The organism is Bacillus sp. EKM206B, from assembly GCF_011066015.1.
Classification (GTDB): Bacteria; Bacillota; Bacilli; order Bacillales; family Bacillaceae; genus Bacillus; species Bacillus velezensis.
Genome location: NZ_JAAMNL010000007.1, coordinates 160124 through 181145, shown reverse-complemented (window position 1 = coordinate 181145; position 21022 = coordinate 160124). Strand labels below are relative to the sequence as shown.

The window sequence follows — 21022 nt, the reverse complement described above, 5'->3', positions numbered from 1 at the left end:
CATGGAGACCGGTAAGCGCCGGTCTCTTTTTTTTATAAGCTGAAATAGGTTTCAATGGAAGCCCGCAGCGTTTCAATCTGTTCAGTTCCGCTGCCTGCCAAGTTGGACAGCATTCCTTTAATAATCGGTTTTCGCGGCTCTTCCTTTGCGCATTCCTCTTCAATGACTTCAAGCGATACGAGGACGTCCTCAGGCAGCCCCTGCTGTGCTTTTATCTTTTGAATATCCGCAAGCAGTCTTTCTCTGTCCGCCGCGGGCTGAGTGAAGATATCCTCAGGCAGCAGCGGATCGGGATTGTCTCTTATCAGTCCCGTAATCAGATCATCGATTCTGGCAATCAGAAAGGCCGCCACGTTTTCCGTCCGGAATGCCGTATGTTCATTAAAAATCAAGAAATGAATATAGGAGCTCACAATTCCTTGCGCCATAACGGACGCATCCGCTAAAAACGGTGTGACGGCATCTCCGTAAACGGAGAGCAACGCATCCCGATACAGCATGTTAAATTGAATATTGGCCTCATGAAAATACTGTTTGACCTTTTGATTTTCAGGAATGACCTTTTCGCTCAGCAAGAGAATGATAAAGTCCTTGTGTTCCATAAATTCCTGGAATTGATATGCGATTTGTTTTCGAAATACGTCCTTAGGCGGTTTATGCTGATGTTCTGTTTTGATTTTCTTTATTTCTTCCATAGACATGCCGATGTAATACTCACATGCTGACAGCAAAAGGTCTTCTTTTGATTTAAAATGAAGATAGAAGGCCCCTTTTGAAATTCCGCATTCGCCGGCGATTTCCTGAATGGTTGTTGAAGAAAACCCTTTTTTGGCAAATAAATGGATGCCTGTTTTTATGATTTTCTCTTTTTTTTCGTTCATGACGTGCTTCCCCTTAATCCTGAAAAATTTAGAAAAATTTACTGCCTTATTAGTTGACGATGTTGAGTTATACCGTTTAGTATTATATAGAATGACCAGTCAGTCAATAAAAATTAACGGAGGACATGATGAACCACATTATTAACTTTGTACTGAAGAACAAATTCGCAGTTTGGCTGATGACGATTATCGTTACTGTAGCAGGGCTGTATGCCGGTATGAATATGAAGCAGGAATCCATACCGGACGTCAACATGCCTTACCTTTCAGTAAATACGACTTATCCCGGAGCTGCTCCGAGTCAAGTTGCGGATGACGTGACAAAACCGATCGAGCAGGCGGTCCAGAATTTAGAAGGAGTGAGCGTCGTAACGTCCACATCCTCTGAAAACGTCTCATCGGTTATGATTGAATATGATTACAACAAGGATATGGACAAGGCGAAAACCGAAGTCGCTGAAGCGCTGGACAGTGTCAGCCTTCCTGACGACGCGAAAAAACCTGACATTTCCCGTTACAGCCTCAACTCTTTCCCGATTTTGACGCTCAGTGTGACAAGCGGCAAAAGCTCGCTTGAAGACCTGACCAAAAATGTGGAAAACACTCTCGTTCCTAAGCTTGAAGGCATTCAGGGCGTTGCGTCTGTGCAAGTTTCCGGACAGCAGGAAGAGCAGGTGGAATTCTCTTTCAAAGACAAAAAAATGAAAGAGTACGGACTTGATGAAGATACCGTCAAGAAAGTGATCCAAGGCTCTGACGTCAATACGCCGCTTGGATTGTACACATTCGGCAACAAAGAAAAATCAGTTGTCGTTAACGGAGATATTACGTCAATTAAAGATCTGAAAGATATGAGAATTCCGGTCACATCTTCTTCTGCCGCTCAAGGTCAAGCGGGCGGAGCCGGTGCGGCATCTGCGGCGGACGCTCAGGCTATGCAGCAGGCACAGCAAAGCGCGTCAGCAGGGGTGCCGACAGTCAAGCTTTCTGACATTGCCGACATTAAAGATGTGAAAAAAGCTGAATCCATTTCCCGCACGAACGGAAAGGACAGCATCGGAATTAATATCGTAAAAGCCAATGACGCCAACACGGTAGAAGTGGCCGATGCGATTAAAGATGAACTGAATCAATACAAAAAAGACCATAAAGGGTTCAAGTACAGCTCGACTCTTGATATGGCAGAGCCGATTACAGAGTCGGTGGATACGATGTTAAGCAAAGCGATTTTCGGCGCGATTTTTGCGGTCGTGATCATTCTCTTATTCTTAAGAGATATTAAATCAACGATGATTTCTATCGTTTCCATCCCGCTGTCACTGCTGATTGCGCTTCTTGTGCTGAATCAGCTTGATGTCACATTAAACATAATGACGCTCGGTGCGATGACGGTCGCCATCGGACGGGTAGTCGACGACTCGATTGTCGTGATCGAAAACATTTACCGCCGCATGAGGCTGAAAGATGAACCTTTACGCGGGAAGCAATTGGTGCGTGAAGCGACGAAAGAAATGTTTAAACCGATCATGTCATCAACGATCGTAACCATTGCCGTATTCCTGCCGCTTGCCATGGTCGGCGGACAGATCGGCGAACTGTTTATGCCGTTTGCATTAACAATCGTCTTCGCGCTTGCCGCATCACTGTTGATTTCGATCACACTGGTGCCGATGCTTGCGCACAGCTTATTCAAAAAATCGCTCACAGGCGCGCCTGTTAAAGCGAAAGAGCATAAGCCGGGCAGATTGGCCAATTTCTATAAAAAAGTGCTGCATTGGTCATTAAGACATAAATGGATTACATCTATCATCGCGGTTCTGATGCTTGTCGGCAGTTTGTTCCTCGTACCTCTGATCGGCGCGAGCTACCTGCCTGCGCAAGCGGACAAAACGATGCAACTCACATACACGCCTGAACCGGGCGAAACGAAAAGCGAAGCTGAAAAAGCTGCGCAAAAAGCGGAAGACATGCTGCTTAAACGCAAACATGTCGATACCGTTCAGTATTCATTAGGCTCGCAAAGTCCGCTCGGCGGAAGCTCAAACGGCGCATTGTTCTACGTGAAATACGAGGATGACACGCCTGATTTTGACAAAGAAAAAGACAATGTCTTAAAAGAAATCAAAAAAACATCCAGCCGCGGCGAATGGAAATCACAAAATTTCAGTTCGTCAGGCAACAACAACGAATTAACGTACTATGTGTACGGAGATTCAGAGTCTGATATTAAAGGCACGGTCAAAGACATCGAAGGCATCATGAAAAAGCAGAAGGATCTGAAAGACGTCAACTCAGGCCTTTCCAGCACATATGATGAGTACACGTTCGTCGCTGACCAGGAGAAACTCAGCAAGCAGGGCCTGACGGCTTCGCAAATCTCCCAAGCCCTGATGTCCCAAACGTCACAGTCTCCTTTGACAACGGTGAAAAAGGACGGCAAAGAGCTTGATGTGAACATCAAAACAGAAAAAGACCAGTATAAGAGTGTAAAAGAATTAGAGGATAAAACCATCACATCGCCTGCAGGCCAAGAAGTAAAAATCGGCGATGTGGCGAAAGTGAAAAACGGCACGACATCCGATACCATTTCCAAACGCGACGGCAAAGTGTACGCTGACGTAACGGCAACCGTCACTTCTGACAACGTCACGAAGGTGTCATCAGCCGTTCAAAAGAAAGTTGACAAACTGGATCACCCGGACAATGTATCGATTGATACCGGCGGTGTATCAGCGGATATTGCTGATTCCTTTACGAAACTCGGCTTAGCGATGCTTGCCGCAATCGCCATCGTGTACCTCGTTCTTGTGATCACGTTCGGCGGAGCATTAGCGCCGTTTGCGATTCTGTTCTCGCTTCCGTTTACAGTCATCGGCGCATTAGCCGGACTGTATGTATCCGGAGAGACGATCAGTCTGAATGCCATGATCGGTATGCTGATGCTGATCGGAATCGTCGTCACGAATGCGATTGTCTTAATTGACCGCGTCATCCATAAAGAAGCGGAAGGCTTATCGACGAGAGAAGCGCTCCTGGAAGCCGGCTCTACGAGATTGCGTCCGATTCTGATGACGGCGATCGCGACAATCGGCGCCCTGCTTCCATTGGCATTGGGCTTCGAAGGCGGAAGCCAGGTCATTTCTAAAGGACTCGGTGTCACTGTTATCGGCGGTTTAATCAGTTCGACTCTGCTTACCCTGCTGATTGTGCCGATCGTATATGAAGTATTAGCGAAATTCCGTAAGAAAAAACCTGGAACGGAAGAAGAGTAAGACAGCGGGCCTTGGCTCCTTAAACGGAGCCGGGCCCTTTTTTCTTCTGGCAATTCCTGTACATATTGTTGCGATTTTCTCAAGTCATAGTATAATTAAAGGTTGTTAGTGTTAATAATGGATCGGATACTCTTAAGTAGGATGATGAGATAATGAAACGTGCACGCATAATATACAATCCGACTTCAGGACGGGAGCTTTTTAAGAAAAATCTTGCCCAGGTCCTGCAAAAATTTGAACAAGCCGGTTATGAAACCTCTACCCATGCCACCACATGCGCGGGGGATGCCACCAACGCCGCAAAAGAAGCCGCTTTGCGGGAGTTTGACCTGATTATCGCAGCCGGCGGAGACGGAACGATTAATGAAGTCGTCAACGGCCTTGCACCGTTAGACAAACGCCCGACACTCGGCATCATTCCGGTCGGCACGACAAATGACTTCGCCAGGGCGCTGGGCATTCCGAGAGAGAATATACTGAATGCCGCTGATACCGTCATTAACGGCGTAGCCCGCCCGATCGACATCGGACAGGTGAACGGTCAGTATTTTATCAACATCGCCGGCGGAGGCCGTCTGACGGAGCTGACGTATGATGTGCCAAGCAAACTGAAAACGATGCTCGGCCAGCTTGCTTATTATTTAAAGGGAATGGAAATGCTGCCTTCACTTCGACCGACAGAAGTCGAGATTGAATATGACGGCAAGCTGTTTCAAGGCGAAATTATGCTGTTTTTAGTGACGCTGACCAACTCGGTCGGCGGATTCGAGAAGCTGGCCCCTGATTCCAGCCTGAATGACGGCATGTTTGATTTGATTATTTTGAAAAAAGCCAATCTCGCGGAGTTTATCAGAGTCGCGAGCATGGCGCTCAGAGGCGATCATATTAACGATCAGCACATTATTTACACAAAAGCGAACCGTGTGAAAGTCAATGTATCAGAAAAGATGCAGCTGAACCTGGACGGCGAATACGGCGGCATGCTGCCGGGCGAATTCGTGAACCTGTACCGGCATATTCACGTCATCATGCCGAAGGAGAAAGCGGAACAGCTGGATGATTAATACGCGGACAAAATCCTAAAACAGTATTCGTTTTAGGATTTTGTCATCTTTTCAGCGTGATCGGAAACCTTTGAAGGCTGACATTGAATTTGAAGGTTTGCCAGCACGCTGAAACAAGGCTATTGGTAAAACTAGAGGTGATTGTAGATGAAAATGAAACCCCCGATAGAAAAAAATGAATACTATGACGTGACATTTGAGGATTTGACGCACGAAGGAGCGGGCGTCGCAAAGGTTCAGGGCTTCCCGATTTTCGTGCCGAACGCCCTGCCTGAGGAAAAAGCGCAAATCAAAGTGACACGCGTCAAAAAAGGCTTCGCTTTCGGCCGCTTGATTGAACTGAAAGAAGAAAGCCCGCACAGAACGGATGCCCCGTGTCCGATCTACAAGCAATGCGGAGGCTGCCAGCTTCAGCACATGACCTATGAAGGCCAGCTCTTGTTTAAACAGAAACAAGTCAAAGACGTCTTAGAACGGATCGGCAAGCTGGACCTGTCCAACGTCACCGTGCACCCGACACTCGGCATGGAAGACCCTTGGAACTACAGAAACAAAGCGCAGGTGCCGGTAGGAGAACGGGAAGGCGGACTCGTCGCCGGATTCTATCAGCAAAGAAGCCATGACATCATCGATATGAGCGCCTGCCTGATCCAGCAATCCAAAAACGACGAAGCCGTTCAAGCCGTCAAGGACATTTGCGCCTCATACGGCGTCAAAGCCTACAACGAAGAACGCCATAAAGGCTGGCTCCGCCACATCATGGTCAGATACGGCGTCGTCACGGGCGAAATGATGATCGTCTTCATCACAAGAACAAGCGATTTTCCGCACAAAGCGAAAATCATCGAAGACATCACGGCGCAATTCCCGCACGTCAAATCCATCGTGCAGAACATCAACCCAAATAAAACAAACGTGATCTTTGGGAACGAAACAAACGTCATCTGGGGCGAAGAATACATCTACGACCTCATCGGAGACGTCAAATTCGCCATCTCCGCCAGATCGTTCTATCAGGTCAACCCGGAACAGACAAAAGTGCTCTACGACAAAGCGCTTGAGTACGCGGAGCTGCAAGGGGAAGAAACCGTCATCGACGCCTACTGCGGCATCGGAACGATTTCTCTATTTCTGGCGAAGCAGGCGAAGAAAGTATACGGCGTCGAAATCGTGCCGGAAGCCATCGAGGATGCAAAACGCAACGCTGAGCTGAACGGCATCACAAACGCAGAATTCGCAGTCGGAGAAGTGGAAACCGTCATTCCGAAATGGTATAAAGAAGGTATCACGGCCGACACCCTCGTCGTCGACCCGCCAAGAAAAGGCTGCGACGAAGCCCTCCTGCGGACAATCATCGACATGAAACCGAAGCGGGTGGTGTACGTGTCCTGCAATCCAGGAACGCTTGCAAGAGATTTGCGGGTGCTTGAGGATGGCGGGTATCAGACGCTCGAAGTGCAGCCTGTGGATATGTTCCCGCATACGAATCATGTGGAGTGTGTGGCTGTGCTGGAATTAAGAGAAGGCAACTAACCCTTAGGGATGGTTGCCTTTTTTTAATCCGCATTTTTTTGCATTCAGGACGAACTCGTGACATGAGAGGAGTACCAGAAGATGTTTGGTTAACACCTATAATATAGCTTTCTATACATCTCTTTATGTAATAAAGGGTACCTTTTTAGGAACCCTTTATTAATATTCACTCTAGAGGGGCAGCTTTTTTAATACACTTTCATATCTTGTTTTTTCTCCTTACTAATCATTACTTTTTCTAAATAACTCTTAAGAAATACATTATCTATCCTATCCGGAATGTAACCCAGACGTTTATTTAATATATTCTCTATGATATACATTTTCTTTGTGTAATATTGGTAATTATCCGTTGCGATTTGAACACTTTCTGATTCAAGTCGAGATTTATATAGCTGATCATACTTCTGTTTGCGTATTTTTCTTGAGAGCCGCAGTAAATGAAATAATTCAATTGTTGGCAGAGTCATTATTTCTGGTGTAGACTTATCCAAATCTAATTCAGAAGTATGCTCACGATATTCTATGATTTCACGTTTGCCATCTCTCTGAACATTATGTATGTACATTAAGCAAAAACTACAGTAATACTGATTATCCTTTTGAATTGAAGTTGCACAATAAGGGCATGTTTCCATTACGTTCTCCTTTCTAAATGTTCTAAGATAGTATGTATTTCGGTTACAAACAAGAATTTTAAATAGTATTAGAGATTCTTAACCAATAAAAACCCTTTTTATGATAAAGGGTTTATTGATTACAGCATGTATAAATTTCATGCAACATCAATAGTGATCCCTATGTATAGAAAATCCACCGAGCCTAAACCCAATAACAAAACGCGAAAATAATAAATTATATCGTTATAATTATTTATAAAAAGATAATAAAGTTGGATAAAAATGAGGAAAATCCTGCGGAAATGACGATATAAACTTAGTGAACAACGGTATAGAATCTTACTTTTCGAGGTGAACAGAATGGGAGAAGAACTAGACATTATTACAGTAACCGATCTGCGCAAAAAATATGGATCATTTGAAGCAGTGAAAGGGGTATCCTTTTCTGTCAAACGCGGCGAGCTGTTTGCATTTCTGGGAACGAACGGCGCAGGAAAATCGACCACTATCGATATTCTCTGTACGCTGATTAAAAAGACATCCGGAAAAGTGGTAATAGACGGTTATACGCTTGGTGAGGGGAAAGAGAATAATCATATCCGCAAAAAGATCGGAGTTGTTTTCCAAGAGAGCATTTTGGATGAACGATTGACCGTTTATGAAAATATCATGAACCGCGGACAATATTATCATTTAAGCAAGGCACAAGTGCAAGAGAACTATCAGTTTGTAACAGACTATTTAAAATTGGATGATATTAAGGAGAAAAAATACAGCGATTTGTCAGGCGGACAAAGAAGAAGAGCGGATATTGCCCGTGCCATCATCCATAAACCGACTATATTATTTTTAGATGAGCCTACTACAGGTCTTGATCCGCAAACGAGAGTTTTTGTTTGGAATGCGATTAAAAGGCTGCAGGAAGAAACAAACATGACGATCTTTTTAACGACCCATTACATGGAGGAGGCCGCTGTGGCTGATAACGTTGTGGTCATCAAAGAAGGACGTCTGATCGCAGAGGGTACACCGAGTCAGCTGAAAGATCAATATGCGTTTGACAGTCTGCATATGATGTTTAAGCAAGGCGTTGATCCGACTGCATGGTTTGAAAATAAACAACTGGATTTTACGGTTAAAAACTCTATTTATTCCCTTCGTGTAGAGTCCACTCTCCAAGCGTTTGACATTTTGAAAGGTCTTGAAGGAAAAATTGAATCTTTCGAGGTGATTAAAGGGAATATGGATGATGTGTTTATCCATATTATCGAAGAACAAGGAAGCAGTTTGCCAGTAAAGGGGAGCATTGCATAAATGAAGTCTTTATCCAGTTTAATCAGCAGAAATATAAAAATATACTTCCGTGATCGAACGCTTTTGCTTCTTTCTTTGCTGTCAGTATTTATCGTCATTCTGTTATATGCCGTGTTCTTACAGCAGACACAGCTGGACGCCATTAAGGCCTTGGTCGGTTCGACAGATGATTCCAAAGCAATGGTGAACGAATGGATGGTGGCGGGATTGCTGTCCATTACAGCTGTGACAACGACTTTAGGCGCTTTCGGAATTATGGTGAAAGATAAAGAAAGTAAAAGAACGTATGACTTTTTAACAGCTCCTTTATCAAGGGCGACCATCCAATTGAGCTATGTCATTCATTCATTTGTCATCGGCTTGATCTTTTCTTTCATCGCCTTTTTAGGCTGTGAAATTTTTCTCGTTTCAACAGGCAGCAAACTTTTAAGCGGAACAGATATACTTGAAGTATTGGGGATCATTATTCTTTCAGTTGCACTGTCAAGTTCCATAAATTTATTTTTAACGCTGTTTATTCATACACAAAATGCATTTTCGACGTTAAGTACGATTGTCGGAACAGCCATCGGTTTTTTATGCGGAGTATATGTGCCGATCGGCGGCGTACCGGTGTTTGTGCAGAAAATTATTATGTATTTCCCTATCAGCCACACCGCTGTTCTGTTCAGAAAAGCGTTTATGACAGACTCAGTTGATAAGGTATTTAAACATGCCTCTGCGGACCAAATACAGGAATATGAAAAGCATTACGGGATCGTCTACAAGTTAAACGGCCATTTTATCAGTACAGCAGCAAGCTTGTGGATCATTGTCATTACAGCCATCATATTTACCGTCATATCTATTTTCATATTTAAAAAACAAAATAAATGACTTCTTCAGACGATACATAACGATGTAACAGGCAGCATCCGTTTACTGGATGCTGCCTGTTTTGTTTATCATTATTTCCGAAGCCTTACTTAATATTTAGATAATCCTTAACAAATTCTTTGTCCTCTTCGTCTTCAGGGAAAATCCCCAAGTTATTGAATTCCCAAATCATTTGTCTTTCGTATTCGTCCAAATCAGATTCAATAACATCTTCATAATCATAATTAATTGAGAACGTTCCAGTGCTTTCAAGCTTCAGGGTCAAATTTGTCCATGCTTCGGGATTATTTTCTTTAAATTCATTGTGTAACTGTTTAAATAACTCTTGAAGATCTAATAATAGTTCTGTATAAATTTTTTTACTGACTTGAAATTGTTCTGGAATGTCGTGAGAGTATATATATTCATCGTTTTCTGGTGTTTGAAAGAAAAAATACACTTCTCTGGAGCCGTCTAATATTTCTGCATAAAGAACAACTTTGCTCCATTCGGAAGGGATCATATCATTAATTTGTTCTGCTATCTTTTGATATAGAACTTCCATCTTTTTTGTTTCCATTAGATTAACCCCCTGGTTTATTTTCTATAGTAACTTGTCTCGCTCTACGATTACCTATCTTATATTCAACATTAAATAATACAGGTCTTAGTGAATCTCCCTGATAAACGGGTTCTATATTAACTTTTACTTGCTTAGGAGGTTTTCCGTTTAATGCCTTTGACCACACTTGCTCCATTTTGTACCATTTCCCGCCGCTCCTATTAATCTGAGAATTCATCGGCACGATATTGTCGAATTGGCCTGAGCCTTTGAATTGGGTGGCGATTAGGTGGCCTCCATCGTCATCTGTCAGACGGTCTGGTTTACCTGCTTTTGACTGCGCATATTGGTTGCGTTTTGCTTCTCCCAGCTGCAAGTCTGCTTTGACACTTGTAATTCTACCATAGTTGTCAGTAGTGTATGTGTAGCCTTCTTTTGTTTTGTAGATGACATTCGGCTTCAATACTTTCTTTCTGGTCCATTTCGCAAAATGCTCGCCGTATTTGACTGTTACCGGCGGTACATGCGGTGCCGGTGTACGCCTGCCGCTTGCGGAGGTTCCGTACGGTTTCGGCAGGATGACCTTGGTGAATTTCTGAAGTCCTTCTTTAAGTGTGACCCCGCTGACAGCATTGTAAGGCACGCCCGCCGGCACTAAGTCGTGACGCGGATGATACGGGAGAATATCAGCTAGAGTGAGATTTCCGATTTGATTCAACTTGGTTTTGACACGTTTTTTTGATACTTCCATGCCTGTGTTGACCTTTTGCTTGATGTGGTCAACGGTTTGTTTTGAGACCGTTATCGCTTTTTGAGCTGTGGCGGATTTGCTTGCTGCTGTTTTAACTTTGGTTGTCACTTTGGCGGCTGTGCCTGTTTTTGAGACGGCGCCGACGCCTTTTGTGCCGACGACTGATGTCACAACGGTGCCCACTGCATATGACACCCATCTTGCTCTGGAGTAGGTGTCGCCATTCACCATGTCTTTTTGGTACGATTCTTCGATTGCCGCTGAAATGGCTTCATACGTTTTGATCGGGTGAGCCACCGCTCCTGTAATGGCTTCAACCGTTCCGCCCGGATCTGTGACCATATCCCACAGGCCTGTGACCGCGTCTTTTCCGGAATCATAAAGGCCGACGGCAACGCCTTTGAAACCGTCTGTAAGTTCACGCGTGTTTTCAATTTGAGTGAAGTAGCGCTGCTGTTCTTTTGTCAGGTTTTTATAGCCGATCGTTTTGGCCATTGAGTAGAATTCATCAGCATTCGTATAATCGTAGTTTTTCAGTCTTTCTTTCAGTTTTTCAATCTCCCGCTCTTTCGCTTCTTCCTTCTTAATCGTCAAATAAGCATCCGAATGTCTTGCAATCTCGCCTTTCTTCTTATGGATGTCGCTTTCACGATATGCTTTGGCGTTGTAGTGAAGCGGTGTGGCGCTTTTTCCTTTGCCTGTTGCGTTTTGAAGCTGCTGAAAGTCGGCCTGGATGAACTGTTCGTTCGCTTCGGTTTCTGCGTATTCTTTCGTTAGATCGTGATCAAGTTTGCCGAGTTTATGTATCGTTTCGTTTCTCTTTTTGTCGGCTGATTGGAGCTTGTGATCCACGCTTTCGGTGGAAAAGAGATCAAGCGAGATGATGTCATCGATCTCTCCGAGGATGGAGCGCATGTCCTTTTTCTGCTCCTCCATAATCTCCTTTGATTTACTGAGGGCGTGGGTGAGCTCGTGTTCCAGAAATGATTCCTCCACATGCGAATTGGAAAGTCCGGCATCTTCGACCTTACCGGGAAGGCTTGTGAGAAATGCGATTTTCATGTCGATCAGATCAAGCCAGCTGTCTGTGACGCCGGCGTGGTCCTGGAAAAAGGCTTTGATGTTGTCAGCGCCCCGGCCGGAGAAATCGCTGTCACCAAGGTCAGCCATACCTTGAAACGCTTTTTTCAGGTTGACCATCTGACCGCGCAGTTTTTTATATTCACCCGCGCGCTGTTTGGCGGCGGCGAGGAGGCTGTTTGCTTCGAAAACTTTCATGACCATATCCTTTCCCCTTTCATTCGGGGTTATTTTTTCAGTTTATAGAGGGAAAGATTAAGAAACTTATCAGGGACTGTGCAAACATAGGAATAGGGTTTCCCTGAATCTATAAAGACTCAATATTTTTTTCGATTTTTTGAATGACTTGTCTGAGCCATAGTATTGGGGGATAGTTCGTAACTATTGATATCTACACCATCAGCAGATTCTTCTATAAAAACGTTTTTTTGTTCTTCTGAGTAATCGCTATTTATAAACGCTTTGAGTGCTTCTACATCGTTTTCTTGTTCTTTTTTAGGTATTTCTGCTAAGTATTCTTCAAGAGCTGACTCAGAAGTGTCTATATCTTGATGGAAAATCCCTCCTAAAAATTGAAATGCAGGTTCAGAAATATTTGTTTCAATCATTAATCTCACCTCTTGGGTAGGCTGTTTGCTTCGAAAACTTTCATGACCATATCCTTTCTTTTGTTCGATATCAAAATTTTACCACGTGAGTCAGGATATACAGTGTAGGAAATAGGTAATGAGAATAAAATGAATCTTTTGGCTTGCGACTTCCTTCCTGTATGAAGGGAGGCTTTTTATGTTTTGTATAATAACCCTCACATTCGGCTTACTGCGCTCCGGTGATTTTAAGCGTGCCTGTTTTTTCTAATGTCTTACACTCGAAACAACCCAACCGCTGAGGTATAATAGAAGCAGAGTATTTATCATACAGATTCAATTCGTGAAAGAGAGTGGAACAAAATGGGCCGTAAGTGGAACAATATTAAAGAAAAGAAAGCATCAAAGGACGCAAATACGAGCCGGATTTACGCGAAGTTCGGCCGTGAGATTTATGTGGCGGCAAAACAAGGCGAGCCAGATCCGGAATCGAACCAGGCGTTAAAAGTGGTGCTTGAGCGCGCGAAGACGTACAGTGTGCCGAAAAATATTATTGAGCGTGCGATTGAAAAGGCGAAAGGCGGCGCGGAGGAGAACTTTGACGAGCTGCGTTACGAAGGTTTCGGGCCGAACGGTTCAATGATCATCGTTGATGCGTTAACCAATAATGTAAACCGCACGGCGCCTGAAGTGCGCGCCGCATTCGGGAAAAACGGCGGAAATATGGGTGTGAGCGGGTCTGTCGCTTACATGTTCGATGCGACTGCCGTTATCGGCGTTGAAGGCAAGACGGCGGATGAAGCGCTGGAATTGCTGATGGAAGCTGATGTGGACGTGCGCGATATTTTAGAAGAGGATGACAGTGTGATCGTGTATGCCGAGCCTGACCAATTCCATGCCGTACAGGAGGCATTCAAAAATGCCGGCGTTGAAGAGTTCACGGTTGCGGAGCTGACGATGCTCGCGCAAAATGAAGTCGAGCTTCCGGAAGATGCGAAAGCTCAATTTGAAAAGCTGATCGATGTGCTGGAAGATCTGGAAGACGTACAGCAGGTTTATCACAATGTAGATTTAGGCGAATAAAGACAAAAAGGCCGGGGCGGCATAAGTTCCGGCCTTTTTATTTTGCTTAAGCGGTCGGCCTGTATCGTATTTTTCTCCGTAAGCAATTATTGATTATTTCGCCAAAACTGGGCGGATGCCCATACGTTTCCTTCCGGATGTCATAAACTGGACTGTAACCTATGTGAAGGAGCGATAAACCATGAATGAAAGAAGACCGATTTACGGCGGAGGCTATGGCGGCTACGGAGGCTACCCGGGGTACGGTTTTGGCGGCTACGGCGGCTACGGAGGATATCCGGGATACGGTTTCGGCGGAGGCTACGGCTACCCGGGATACGGTTTTGGCGGTTACGGCGGTTTTGGCGGCTACGGAGGCTTCGGGGGATATCCGGGGTACGGTTTTGGCGGCTATGGCGGAGGCTACGGCGGCTACCCGTTCCATCATCATCATCGGGACAGCCAATATATCTGACCATTCGGGAAAAAGCACTCTTGGAACAGCAAGAGTGTTTTTTTGTGACCGTTTCTAAGCGCTGGCTTTTTTCATTTCTTGCGGGGCATAAATGCCGATACGGATTCATACCTATTAAGGTCATGTGTTGAGGAAAGGAGGATCGTAATGAAAGAAAATCAGCCGTTTACACCGGTCAAATCCTATAAACCCTTCCACAGCCGGTTTGATCCCTGCCCGCCGATCGGGAGAAAATACTTCAGAACGCCGCCGCATCTTTATATGCGGTTTCAGCCGTATCACTTGGAGCAGTTTTCTCCGATGGAGGCATTGAGAAAAGGGACCCTTTGGAAGGATCTTTACGATTTCTATGATAATCCTTATCGGGGGGGAATCGAATATGGCGAAAAAGATTGATGATGAATATTATCGGCTGCTGGAGCAAATTCAGGCGGCGGACTTTGTCTTGGTGGAGCTGACGCTTTATCTGGATACGCATCCCCATGACCGTCTCGCGCTTCAGCAGTTTCATGAATATTCCCGGTACTCAAGACAGCTGAGAAAGCGGTTTGAGCCTGAGTACGGACCGCTTCTGCAATTCGGCGTGAGTCAGGTCGGCGCTCAATGGGACTGGGGCCGCGGTCCTTGGCCATGGCAAGTATAAGGAGGGATCTGTAAATGTGGGTATATGAAAAAAAGCTGCAGTATCCGGTTAAAGTCAGTACATGCAACCCGATGCTGGCTAAGTTTCTCATTGAACAATACGGCGGGGCGGACGGCGAATTGGCCGCAGCGCTCCGGTACTTAAACCAGCGCTACACGATTCCTGACAAGGTGATCGGCCTGCTGACGGATATCGGCACGGAGGAGTTTGCGCATTTAGAAATGATTGCGACGATGATTTATAAGCTGACAAAAGATGCGACCCCGGAGCAGCTGCGTGATGCAGGGCTCAGCGATCATTACGTCAACCATGACAGCGCGCTGTTTTATCACAATGCGGCCGGAGTTCCGTTCACAGCGTCTTACATACAGGCGAAGGGAGATCCGATCGCTGATTTATATGAGGATATTGCGGCTGAAGAAAAGGCGAGAGCGACGTATCAATGGATTATTGATATTTCCGATGATCCTGACCTGAATGATTCACTCCGTTTTCTGCGTGAGCGTGAAATCGTCCACTCTATGCGTTTCAGGGAAGCGGTTGAGATTTTAAAAGAAGAACGTGATAAGAAGAAAATTTTTTAAACGGCCCTCAAACACGACGGCTGTTTTTTTCCTTTCTGCGTTTGGTCTATAATGAAGGTGTCAAATATTCTGATTACAGGAGGATTTTATGGCACCTTTTACGATTACGGAGGAGAAGGCGGGGGCATTCCGGGTCACCTCCGCCCGGAAAGATGATGCAAAAGAGGTCATGGATCTGCTCGTGCAAGCGGCAGAATGGCTTCGCTATAAAGGGTCGAACCAGTGGAGCGGCCTTCTGCAAGGGGAAGATACCCACAATATGCGGGAGGCGATCGCCCAAGGGTATGTTTTTTTATTCAGGCAGAATGAAGAGCTGGCCGGCGTCGTCATGCTGCTTCCCGAAGCAAGCGGGTGGGACAGACGTCTTTGGGGCGATGAGGGACATGAGGAGTCCGTATATCTCCACCGGCTGGCGATTAACAGGCGGTTTGCAGGGGCGGGGCTCGGCCGGACAATCATGACTTGGGCGGAAACGGGTGTGTCTTGTCCGGGAAAAACGAAAATCCGGCTCGATTGCGTGTCCGAAAACAAGGCGCTTCAGTCGTTTTACAGCGGAATGGGTTACGAATCAAAAGGACTCGCGCCGGGTTATCATTTGTTTGAAAAAAAGGTGAGTAAATAAAAAGCTTCTTATGACGGAGGTAAAAGATATGGGTTTTTTTTATCTGATCTGTCTGGCCGCATTTTGTCTTAACTTTGCCGTATCGGCTGTGCTCCGCAAGAAATGGCCGAAAAAGATGTGGCCTGAGTGCCTTTTGGCGGTGCTGGGCCTGACTGCTTTCGGTACGGTTGTTTACAGCATTTTCGGTGTCGGCGGCTGGGAAGGAATGGGCTTGGGGCTTGCCGCGATGTTTGCGGGTTCCGGAGCGGCCGCCGGTTATGCCGCTGAGGTGTGCTTACGGGTCGTCAGATCGAATCAAAAACAGTAAGCAGAAGTGAAAAAACGCGGCCTCGGCTGCGTTTTTTTGTGTGTTGCCGGCCGCTGTATAGAAAACAGGCGAATGTCCATAATGGTAATGACTTTTAAGAAGAAGGTGCGAATATGGGACATTTACTTACAGTGGCTTGGGAGTTAGTATGCGGTTTGGGTATTTTATTTGTGATTTTAAAATTGCTTGGAAAAACTCAATTCTCGCAAATTACGCCGTTTGATTTTATTTCCGCGCTCATCCTCGGCGAACTGGTCGGAAATGCGGTGTATGATAAAGGCGTCAGGATTTTTGAAATCATTTTTGCCTCTCTGTTATGGGGGATTTTAATTTATCTCATCGAACTGATTACGCAGAAAGTAAAAAGCTCCAGAAAGCTGTTGGAAGGCGAGCCGAGTATTATCATACATAAAGGAAAACTGAAATATGATGTGCTGAGAAAGAATAAGCTGGACATTAATCAATTGCAAAGCCTTCTCAGACAGGCGAATTGCTTTTCCATACAGGAAGCGGAGTACGCGATTTTAGAAACAAACGGGATGGTCAGCGTCCTGCCGAAATTTCAATATGACACGACGAAAAACGGCGACATGCAAATAAAGCCGAAGCAGGTCTCTTTGCCGGTCACGCTGATTATTGACGGCGAAGTGCTGTATGAAAATCTGAAAGAAGCCGGGCTGGAAGAAAAGCAGCTGAATCAGGAGCTGAAAAAGCTGAACATCAAAAAAACGGAGGACGTGCTGTATGCGGAATGGAAGCCCGATAAACCGCTGTTTGTCCTGCCGTATGATGAGAAAAAATAAAAAGAGCATTGCCCTGGGGCAAATGCTCTTTATTATTTTTCGTGTACGCCTGTTTTAACGGCTCTGACATGATACATACCGACATCCGTCCCAAGCATATAATCAGGTTTCGGCTTGCCTTGGTTTGCTTTGTGGGCCGCGATGTGGTCTTCGCTTTTTTCCCATTGTTTCCAATGGTCTTCTGACTCCCAGCGGATTAACACGACGACTTCTTCATCACCGCGGCGGACTTTTTTTTCCAGGACCGTTACGTCTATCAAACCTTCCTGCTTTTCAATCACGCCTTCTGAACTGAAGCGTTCGATTACTTTGTCGGCATGTCCTTCTTTTACGGTCATTTTTCTGATTTGCACGAACATCTGGCATCTCTCCAATCCTTTTCACGGCTTTATCCAACATTTTAAATGAAAATGATTCTCAAAGTCAATTAAGATGCCTGACGGATTACGATTTCAGGAGAAAGACATGACCATCCTCATCTTTAAATTGCACGAAGCTGCCCCATTCCATTTGTTTCGGTTCATCTAAAAAGGTGATGCCGTTCTTTTTCATCTGTTCGTATGCGGCAAAGACATCTTCACACTCAAATACGATAGAAGCCTTCATATGCTCGGCCCCTTTCATCATCGATTTCGGATAAATAACCAAATGAGTGGCGGCCCCTTTGGGCGCAACCTCAAGCCAGAAGGCGCCCGGGCCCATCGGATGCTCGGCGACGGTTTCAAACCCCGCTTTTTCCGTCCAGAATGTTTTCGCTTTTTGCTGATCATCAGTGTATACGGCGACTGTTGCGATTTTTTTGATCATCATACTGACCTCCTGTTTCATTTCTTTTATAGTGTATCCTCCTGCCGAAAAAAGCAATCAAAAGCTTTAATGTGCAGGCTTTTTTTAATTTCTCTAGTACGATCGGCGATTCCGATTTATAATTTAGACAAAAGTACATATTCTTGAAAGAGGAGACGGCAGTGAACAAAGACCAATTACTTCATGATTATATTATTACACATTCGGCAGAGCTGACGGAAAAATGGCTCAAGCTGAGACGGAAGCTGAGAGGGCGTTTTTATTCTGCAGATCAATTAAGTGAGGAAATGAAACAGCTGCTGATCGAGCAGCATACCTTTACAAACACGGTCATCGCAAGTGCTTTTTTGGAGGATCCTGCCGTTTTTCAGCATAACAAAGAAAAATGGGCCGCACAGGTAGCGAAAAGCAGAGTGGAGCAGGACGCGGAGGTTCATGAGGTCGTTGAGGCGATCGGCAATTCAAGAACCGTCTTTTGGGAGGCGGTCACCCGTTTTATGGATGAGCATCAGGACATCGTAACAAACGAGGATGCCCGCCGCTGGAATCACCTTGTCAACGGCTCGTTTGATCAGCTGATGACGGATTTTACTGAACAGTTTCAGAAATTAATGATCGCGAGGCTGTCATCTCAGCAGGAGCTTATTTCCGAATTGAGCTGTCCGGTTATTTTGATCGCGGATACGATCGGCACTCTGCCGCTCATCGGCTCGATTGATACGAGACGGGCACGCGTGATTTTGGAGTCGGTGCCGGAAAACTGTGTCGCCAAACGGATCACAAATCTTGTGATTGATCTGTCCGGTGTGCCCATTGTCGATACGATGGTGGCGCAGCAATTGTACATGCTGTCGAAAACATTATTTCTCCTCGGCATCAAAACCGTGTTTTCCGGCATTCGGCCTGATGTGGCACAGACTTCTATCCAATTGGGGCTTGATTTTTCAGAGTATCAAACTTACGGCTCCCTGGAGCAGGCGCTCGCCAGTATGGGTGTCACATGTGTGATCGAGGAAGCAAAAGCATAGTAAAAAGGTGCTCCGGCCAGAGGCGGGGCGCTTTTTTTTGTCAGCGGAAAACAATGTAAATATATCGGAACTTGAAGATTGCGTTCTTAAAAACAGCTATATGACGCCTTGGGAGTCGATTTCGGGATGACACGGTTTATATCAAAGCGAAGGAAGTGAAAGTTTTCGCAAAGAAAACATATCCAAAAATTGTGTAAATGTTATTGATTTCTGAATGAAAACATAATAGTATAATTATATATTTCTTATCAGAATAGTATGAATTAAAACACTCATTGTCAAAAGACGAACGGCCAGACATAAAGGGGGAGCATGATGACGTCCAAAGGAAACGTAGATCCGCATGTGATCGAAAAGATTATCAGCGCGCTGGAAACGCTCGATTTCGGGACAGTTCAGATTACGGTTCATAATTCCCAAGTGACACAAATTGATAAGGTGGAGAAATATCGATTTTCCCTGAAGAGCAAAGAAGTAAAACAATCTTAAAAAACAGCCAATGACAGGAGGCGGTACATATGAAGCATTCAACTGTTCCTTTCCGGGAGAGCCGGTATCTGCACCTGCCCGAAGTGCGCTTTCTGCATTGGTGCACGAAGCAATACGGCATTAACAAAGGCGTGCTCAATACAATTGACGGCTGGTTTTATGATGCGGGCGTCATTCCGATTCCCGTCAGGCGTCTTTATGTGCTGGCATTTCTCGATTTCGCGAAAACGCCGGGGCAGAAGGGGAATATCCGATTCGGGCACGGCGGCTTGACGAAAAAACTGCATGATTTCATGGATATGCAGGAATGCGCAGCAAAACGTCAGGCCTGACATCCTTAAAATCTTCTTAAAATCATACAAATTTCTCCCATTTTATTTATAATAGACCTATCACGATCATTTTTTGGGAGGACTTTTGACATGCAAACTGCTGCTTATGAGAGCAAACAATCTATTATGCAGCGCATTATAACGGTATTTGTGTTTACACTGTTAGTTGCGACAATCGGCCTGTATACGGGTCAGTTCATTCCGCCGGCATTGATGCTGCCGCTGTCGGTCTTAGAGGTCGTCATGATCATCGCCGCATTTTGGCTGCGCCGAAAAAAAGCCGTCGGATATGTGTTTGTCTTTTCATTCGCTTTCATTTCCGGAATGACGCTGTTTCCGATTATCAGCCATTATGCGTCCGCAGCGGGGGCCTATGTCGTATTGGAGGCATTCGGTTCATCGTTTGTGATTTTTGCGGTGCTCGGCACGATCGGCGCTAAGACGAAAAAGGACTTGTCGTTTTTATGGTCCTTCTTGCTTGTCGCTGTTATCGCGCTTCTCGCAGTGGGGATCTTTAATATTTTCAGCCCCCTGAATTCCGCCGCCATGATGGCGTATTCCGTCATCGGAACGATTGTGTTTTCAATGTACATCTTATACGATCTGAACCAGATCAAGCACCGGAACATCACGGCTGACCTGATTCCTTTGATGGCATTGACGCTTTATATCGACTTTATCAACTTGTTTATCAACCTGCTACGTTTTTTCGGAATTTTAAACAGTGATGATTAACCGCGCGAAAAAGGCGCCCTGCTGAGAGGGGCGCCTTTTTATGTTCTGCCGCCGGAAAACAGCAGAAGCTTATCAAATAATACTTCAAGCATTTTTGTCAATTCCGCTTTTTGTTCAGCGGTGAAGCTTTCCATGACTCCTGAAATGTTGGAGAAGTGGCCGGGAAGAAACAGCATCAGCTTTTCTTTTCCTTCTTTTGTGAGTTCGATGCTGATTTTTCGTCTGTCGCCGGTATGCCGGCTGCGGTTTACAAAGCCGTCCCGTGCGAGTCCGTCGATCAATCCGGTGATGGTCGCTTTGGTGACGTTGGATTTTTTCGCCAGCTCTGTCGGACTCAGGCTGTGTCCGGGTGCGTCAAACAGAAACATCAAAATTTTGAATTTCCCTTCGGACAATCCGTGACTTGAGAAATAATGCTCCATGACCTGATTCATTTTTTTAGACATATCAAATAACGTCAAAAATGTTTTCAATGATTCAGCATCCATATCGGCGTAAATCTCAGCGCGTCCGGCAATCTGCGAATAATCCGGCAAATGTCTCAACTCCATTTTTGTAAGCCTCCGTACCATTTTAGTGATTCAAAGTATAAGCTTGCCGGATTCAAAAGGCAACC

General features: G+C 45.2%; 24 protein-coding genes and 1 pseudogene. 17 read left to right on the top strand and 8 right to left on the bottom strand.

All coding sequences use genetic code 11. The features are described from left to right. Positions 1-32 precede the first annotated feature (32 nt). Entirely contained in the window at positions 33-881 is an 849-nt protein-coding gene (locus G9F50_RS14745) for a TetR/AcrR family transcriptional regulator (protein WP_043021031.1), read from the bottom strand. Between the two features lie 128 nt (positions 882-1009). Between G9F50_RS14745 and G9F50_RS14740 the strand changes: the two genes are divergently transcribed. From G9F50_RS14740 to rlmD, 3 genes are all read left to right on the top strand, one after another. After that, positions 1010-4153, top strand: a complete 3144-nt coding sequence (locus tag G9F50_RS14740) for an efflux RND transporter permease subunit (protein ID WP_015239326.1) — start codon at positions 1010-1012, stop codon at positions 4151-4153. Positions 4154-4305: 152 nt separating this feature from the next. Beyond that, positions 4306-5217, top strand: a complete 912-nt coding sequence (locus G9F50_RS14735) for a diacylglycerol kinase (protein ID WP_015239327.1) — start codon at positions 4306-4308, stop codon at positions 5215-5217. 147 nt (positions 5218-5364) lie between these two features. Continuing rightward, positions 5365-6750: a 23S rRNA (uracil(1939)-C(5))-methyltransferase RlmD gene (gene rlmD, locus G9F50_RS14730; RefSeq protein WP_165406578.1), complete on the top strand. Its 1386-nt coding sequence runs from the start codon at positions 5365-5367 to the stop codon at positions 6748-6750. Positions 6751-6938: 188 nt separating this feature from the next. Here the strand turns inward: rlmD and G9F50_RS14725 are convergent, their stop codons facing one another. Then, positions 6939-7388: a hypothetical protein gene (locus G9F50_RS14725; RefSeq protein ID WP_060562198.1), complete on the bottom strand. Its 450-nt coding sequence runs from the start codon at positions 7386-7388 to the stop codon at positions 6939-6941. Positions 7389-7730: 342 nt separating this feature from the next. Between G9F50_RS14725 and G9F50_RS14720 the strand changes: the two genes are divergently transcribed. Together G9F50_RS14720 and G9F50_RS14715 are read left to right on the top strand one after the other, a co-directional pair. After that, positions 7731-8684: an ABC transporter ATP-binding protein gene (locus tag G9F50_RS14720; protein WP_060562199.1), complete on the top strand. Its 954-nt coding sequence runs from the start codon at positions 7731-7733 to the stop codon at positions 8682-8684. Next, a complete protein-coding gene (locus tag G9F50_RS14715) occupies positions 8685-9560 on the top strand; it encodes an ABC transporter permease (protein WP_007609910.1) in 876 nt (291 codons plus the stop codon). 85 nt (positions 9561-9645) lie between these two features. Here G9F50_RS14715 and G9F50_RS14710 read toward each other — a convergent pair whose 3' ends face one another. The 3 genes and pseudogenes from G9F50_RS14710 to G9F50_RS14700 form a co-directional block, all read right to left on the bottom strand. Further along, positions 9646-10119: an antitoxin YezG family protein gene (locus G9F50_RS14710; protein WP_053573659.1), complete on the bottom strand. Its 474-nt coding sequence runs from the start codon at positions 10117-10119 to the stop codon at positions 9646-9648. Between the two features lie 4 nt (positions 10120-10123). Beyond that, positions 10124-12130 (bottom strand): T7SS effector LXG polymorphic toxin, encoded by a 2007-nt coding sequence (locus G9F50_RS14705; protein ID WP_113708618.1) that lies wholly within the window; start codon positions 12128-12130, stop codon positions 10124-10126. A gap of 109 nt (positions 12131-12239) precedes the next feature. Further along, a pseudogene (locus G9F50_RS14700) lies at positions 12240-12540 on the bottom strand (contact-dependent growth inhibition system immunity protein). A 342-nt stretch (positions 12541-12882) separates the two neighbouring features. Here G9F50_RS14700 and G9F50_RS14695 point away from each other — a divergent pair. The 8 genes from G9F50_RS14695 to G9F50_RS14660 all read left to right on the top strand — a co-directional run bounded on the left by G9F50_RS14695 (position 12883) and on the right by G9F50_RS14660 (position 17015). Then, the gene (locus G9F50_RS14695; protein ID WP_003155709.1) at positions 12883-13602 is read left to right on the top strand and encodes a YebC/PmpR family DNA-binding transcriptional regulator; all 720 of its coding nucleotides are present in this window, start codon (positions 12883-12885) and stop codon (positions 13600-13602) included. A 181-nt stretch (positions 13603-13783) separates the two neighbouring features. Next, positions 13784-14056 carry a hypothetical protein gene (locus tag G9F50_RS20820; protein WP_060562200.1) on the top strand — a complete coding sequence of 91 codons (273 nt, stop codon included), beginning with the start codon at positions 13784-13786 and terminating at the stop codon, positions 14054-14056. Positions 14057-14203: 147 nt separating this feature from the next. After that, positions 14204-14452, top strand: a complete 249-nt coding sequence (gene cotJA / locus G9F50_RS14685; protein ID WP_007408933.1) for a spore coat-associated protein CotJA — start codon at positions 14204-14206, stop codon at positions 14450-14452. Beyond that, positions 14436-14699: a spore coat protein CotJB gene (gene cotJB / locus G9F50_RS14680; protein ID WP_007408934.1), complete on the top strand. Its 264-nt coding sequence runs from the start codon at positions 14436-14438 to the stop codon at positions 14697-14699. The genes cotJA and cotJB overlap by 17 nt, the downstream gene beginning before the upstream one ends. 14 nt (positions 14700-14713) lie before the next feature. Beyond that, positions 14714-15283 carry a spore coat protein CotJC gene (cotJC, locus tag G9F50_RS14675; protein WP_003155700.1) on the top strand — a complete coding sequence of 190 codons (570 nt, stop codon included), beginning with the start codon at positions 14714-14716 and terminating at the stop codon, positions 15281-15283. A gap of 88 nt (positions 15284-15371) precedes the next feature. Continuing rightward, positions 15372-15905, top strand: a complete 534-nt coding sequence (locus G9F50_RS14670; protein ID WP_060562201.1) for a GNAT family N-acetyltransferase — start codon at positions 15372-15374, stop codon at positions 15903-15905. Positions 15906-15933: 28 nt separating this feature from the next. Then, positions 15934-16212, top strand: a complete 279-nt coding sequence (locus G9F50_RS14665; RefSeq protein WP_017419062.1) for a YesK-like family protein — start codon at positions 15934-15936, stop codon at positions 16210-16212. Positions 16213-16325: 113 nt separating this feature from the next. Continuing rightward, positions 16326-17015 (top strand): YetF domain-containing protein, encoded by a 690-nt coding sequence (locus G9F50_RS14660; RefSeq protein WP_060562202.1) that lies wholly within the window; start codon positions 16326-16328, stop codon positions 17013-17015. A gap of 32 nt (positions 17016-17047) precedes the next feature. Here G9F50_RS14660 and hmoA read toward each other — a convergent pair whose 3' ends face one another. Beyond that, a complete protein-coding gene (gene hmoA, locus G9F50_RS14655; RefSeq protein WP_003155696.1) occupies positions 17048-17374 on the bottom strand; it encodes a heme-degrading oxygenase HmoA in 327 nt (108 codons plus the stop codon). A gap of 85 nt (positions 17375-17459) precedes the next feature. Next, on the bottom strand, positions 17460-17822 hold the full coding sequence (locus G9F50_RS14650) for a VOC family protein (protein ID WP_007408938.1): 363 nt from the start codon (positions 17820-17822) through the stop codon (positions 17460-17462). Between the two features lie 161 nt (positions 17823-17983). On the opposite strand from G9F50_RS14650, the gene G9F50_RS14645 reads away from it, so the two are divergent. The 4 genes from G9F50_RS14645 to G9F50_RS14630 all read left to right on the top strand — a co-directional run bounded on the left by G9F50_RS14645 (position 17984) and on the right by G9F50_RS14630 (position 20406). Continuing rightward, complete coding sequence (locus tag G9F50_RS14645) at positions 17984-18850, top strand: STAS domain-containing protein (protein ID WP_060562203.1); 867 nt, start codon at positions 17984-17986, stop codon at positions 18848-18850. Positions 18851-19165: 315 nt separating this feature from the next. Further along, the gene (locus tag G9F50_RS14640) at positions 19166-19339 is read left to right on the top strand and encodes a YezD family protein (protein WP_003155693.1); all 174 of its coding nucleotides are present in this window, start codon (positions 19166-19168) and stop codon (positions 19337-19339) included. Positions 19340-19368: 29 nt separating this feature from the next. Beyond that, positions 19369-19671, top strand: coding sequence for an FMN riboswitch-binding regulator RibR (gene ribR / locus G9F50_RS14635; RefSeq protein WP_007408940.1), 303 nt, complete (start codon positions 19369-19371; stop codon positions 19669-19671). Between the two features lie 90 nt (positions 19672-19761). After that, entirely contained in the window at positions 19762-20406 is a 645-nt protein-coding gene (locus tag G9F50_RS14630) for a Bax inhibitor-1/YccA family protein (protein WP_060562204.1), read from the top strand. 38 nt (positions 20407-20444) lie between these two features. On the opposite strand, the gene G9F50_RS14625 is transcribed toward G9F50_RS14630, so the two are convergent. Further along, positions 20445-20957, bottom strand: coding sequence for a MarR family winged helix-turn-helix transcriptional regulator (locus G9F50_RS14625; protein WP_007408942.1), 513 nt, complete (start codon positions 20955-20957; stop codon positions 20445-20447). Positions 20958-21022 lie beyond the last annotated feature (65 nt).

What these genes read in the sequence shown, in the direction of transcription:
- G9F50_RS14745 (WP_043021031.1), bottom strand. Translation starts at nt 881, where the DNA reads ATGAACGAAAAAAAAGAGAAAATCATAAAAACAGGCATCCATTTATTT.
- G9F50_RS14740 (WP_015239326.1), top strand. Translation starts at nt 1,010, where the DNA reads ATGAACCACATTATTAACTTTGTACTGAAGAACAAATTCGCAGTTTGG.
- G9F50_RS14735 (WP_015239327.1), top strand. Translation starts at nt 4,306, where the DNA reads ATGAAACGTGCACGCATAATATACAATCCGACTTCAGGACGGGAGCTT.
- rlmD (WP_165406578.1), top strand. Translation starts at nt 5,365, where the DNA reads ATGAAAATGAAACCCCCGATAGAAAAAAATGAATACTATGACGTGACA.
- G9F50_RS14725 (WP_060562198.1), bottom strand. Translation starts at nt 7,388, where the DNA reads ATGGAAACATGCCCTTATTGTGCAACTTCAATTCAAAAGGATAATCAG.
- G9F50_RS14720 (WP_060562199.1), top strand. Translation starts at nt 7,731, where the DNA reads ATGGGAGAAGAACTAGACATTATTACAGTAACCGATCTGCGCAAAAAA.
- G9F50_RS14715 (WP_007609910.1), top strand. Translation starts at nt 8,685, where the DNA reads ATGAAGTCTTTATCCAGTTTAATCAGCAGAAATATAAAAATATACTTC.
- G9F50_RS14710 (WP_053573659.1), bottom strand. Translation starts at nt 10,119, where the DNA reads ATGGAAACAAAAAAGATGGAAGTTCTATATCAAAAGATAGCAGAACAA.
- G9F50_RS14705 (WP_113708618.1), bottom strand. Translation starts at nt 12,130, where the DNA reads ATGAAAGTTTTCGAAGCAAACAGCCTCCTCGCCGCCGCCAAACAGCGC.
- G9F50_RS14695 (WP_003155709.1), top strand. Translation starts at nt 12,883, where the DNA reads ATGGGCCGTAAGTGGAACAATATTAAAGAAAAGAAAGCATCAAAGGAC.
- G9F50_RS20820 (WP_060562200.1), top strand. Translation starts at nt 13,784, where the DNA reads ATGAATGAAAGAAGACCGATTTACGGCGGAGGCTATGGCGGCTACGGA.
- cotJA (WP_007408933.1), top strand. Translation starts at nt 14,204, where the DNA reads ATGAAAGAAAATCAGCCGTTTACACCGGTCAAATCCTATAAACCCTTC.
- cotJB (WP_007408934.1), top strand. Translation starts at nt 14,436, where the DNA reads ATGGCGAAAAAGATTGATGATGAATATTATCGGCTGCTGGAGCAAATT.
- cotJC (WP_003155700.1), top strand. Translation starts at nt 14,714, where the DNA reads ATGTGGGTATATGAAAAAAAGCTGCAGTATCCGGTTAAAGTCAGTACA.
- G9F50_RS14670 (WP_060562201.1), top strand. Translation starts at nt 15,372, where the DNA reads ATGGCACCTTTTACGATTACGGAGGAGAAGGCGGGGGCATTCCGGGTC.
- G9F50_RS14665 (WP_017419062.1), top strand. Translation starts at nt 15,934, where the DNA reads ATGGGTTTTTTTTATCTGATCTGTCTGGCCGCATTTTGTCTTAACTTT.
- G9F50_RS14660 (WP_060562202.1), top strand. Translation starts at nt 16,326, where the DNA reads ATGGGACATTTACTTACAGTGGCTTGGGAGTTAGTATGCGGTTTGGGT.
- hmoA (WP_003155696.1), bottom strand. Translation starts at nt 17,374, where the DNA reads ATGTTCGTGCAAATCAGAAAAATGACCGTAAAAGAAGGACATGCCGAC.
- G9F50_RS14650 (WP_007408938.1), bottom strand. Translation starts at nt 17,822, where the DNA reads ATGATCAAAAAAATCGCAACAGTCGCCGTATACACTGATGATCAGCAA.
- G9F50_RS14640 (WP_003155693.1), top strand. Translation starts at nt 19,166, where the DNA reads ATGACGTCCAAAGGAAACGTAGATCCGCATGTGATCGAAAAGATTATC.
- ribR (WP_007408940.1), top strand. Translation starts at nt 19,369, where the DNA reads ATGAAGCATTCAACTGTTCCTTTCCGGGAGAGCCGGTATCTGCACCTG.
- G9F50_RS14630 (WP_060562204.1), top strand. Translation starts at nt 19,762, where the DNA reads ATGCAAACTGCTGCTTATGAGAGCAAACAATCTATTATGCAGCGCATT.
- G9F50_RS14625 (WP_007408942.1), bottom strand. Translation starts at nt 20,957, where the DNA reads ATGGAGTTGAGACATTTGCCGGATTATTCGCAGATTGCCGGACGCGCT.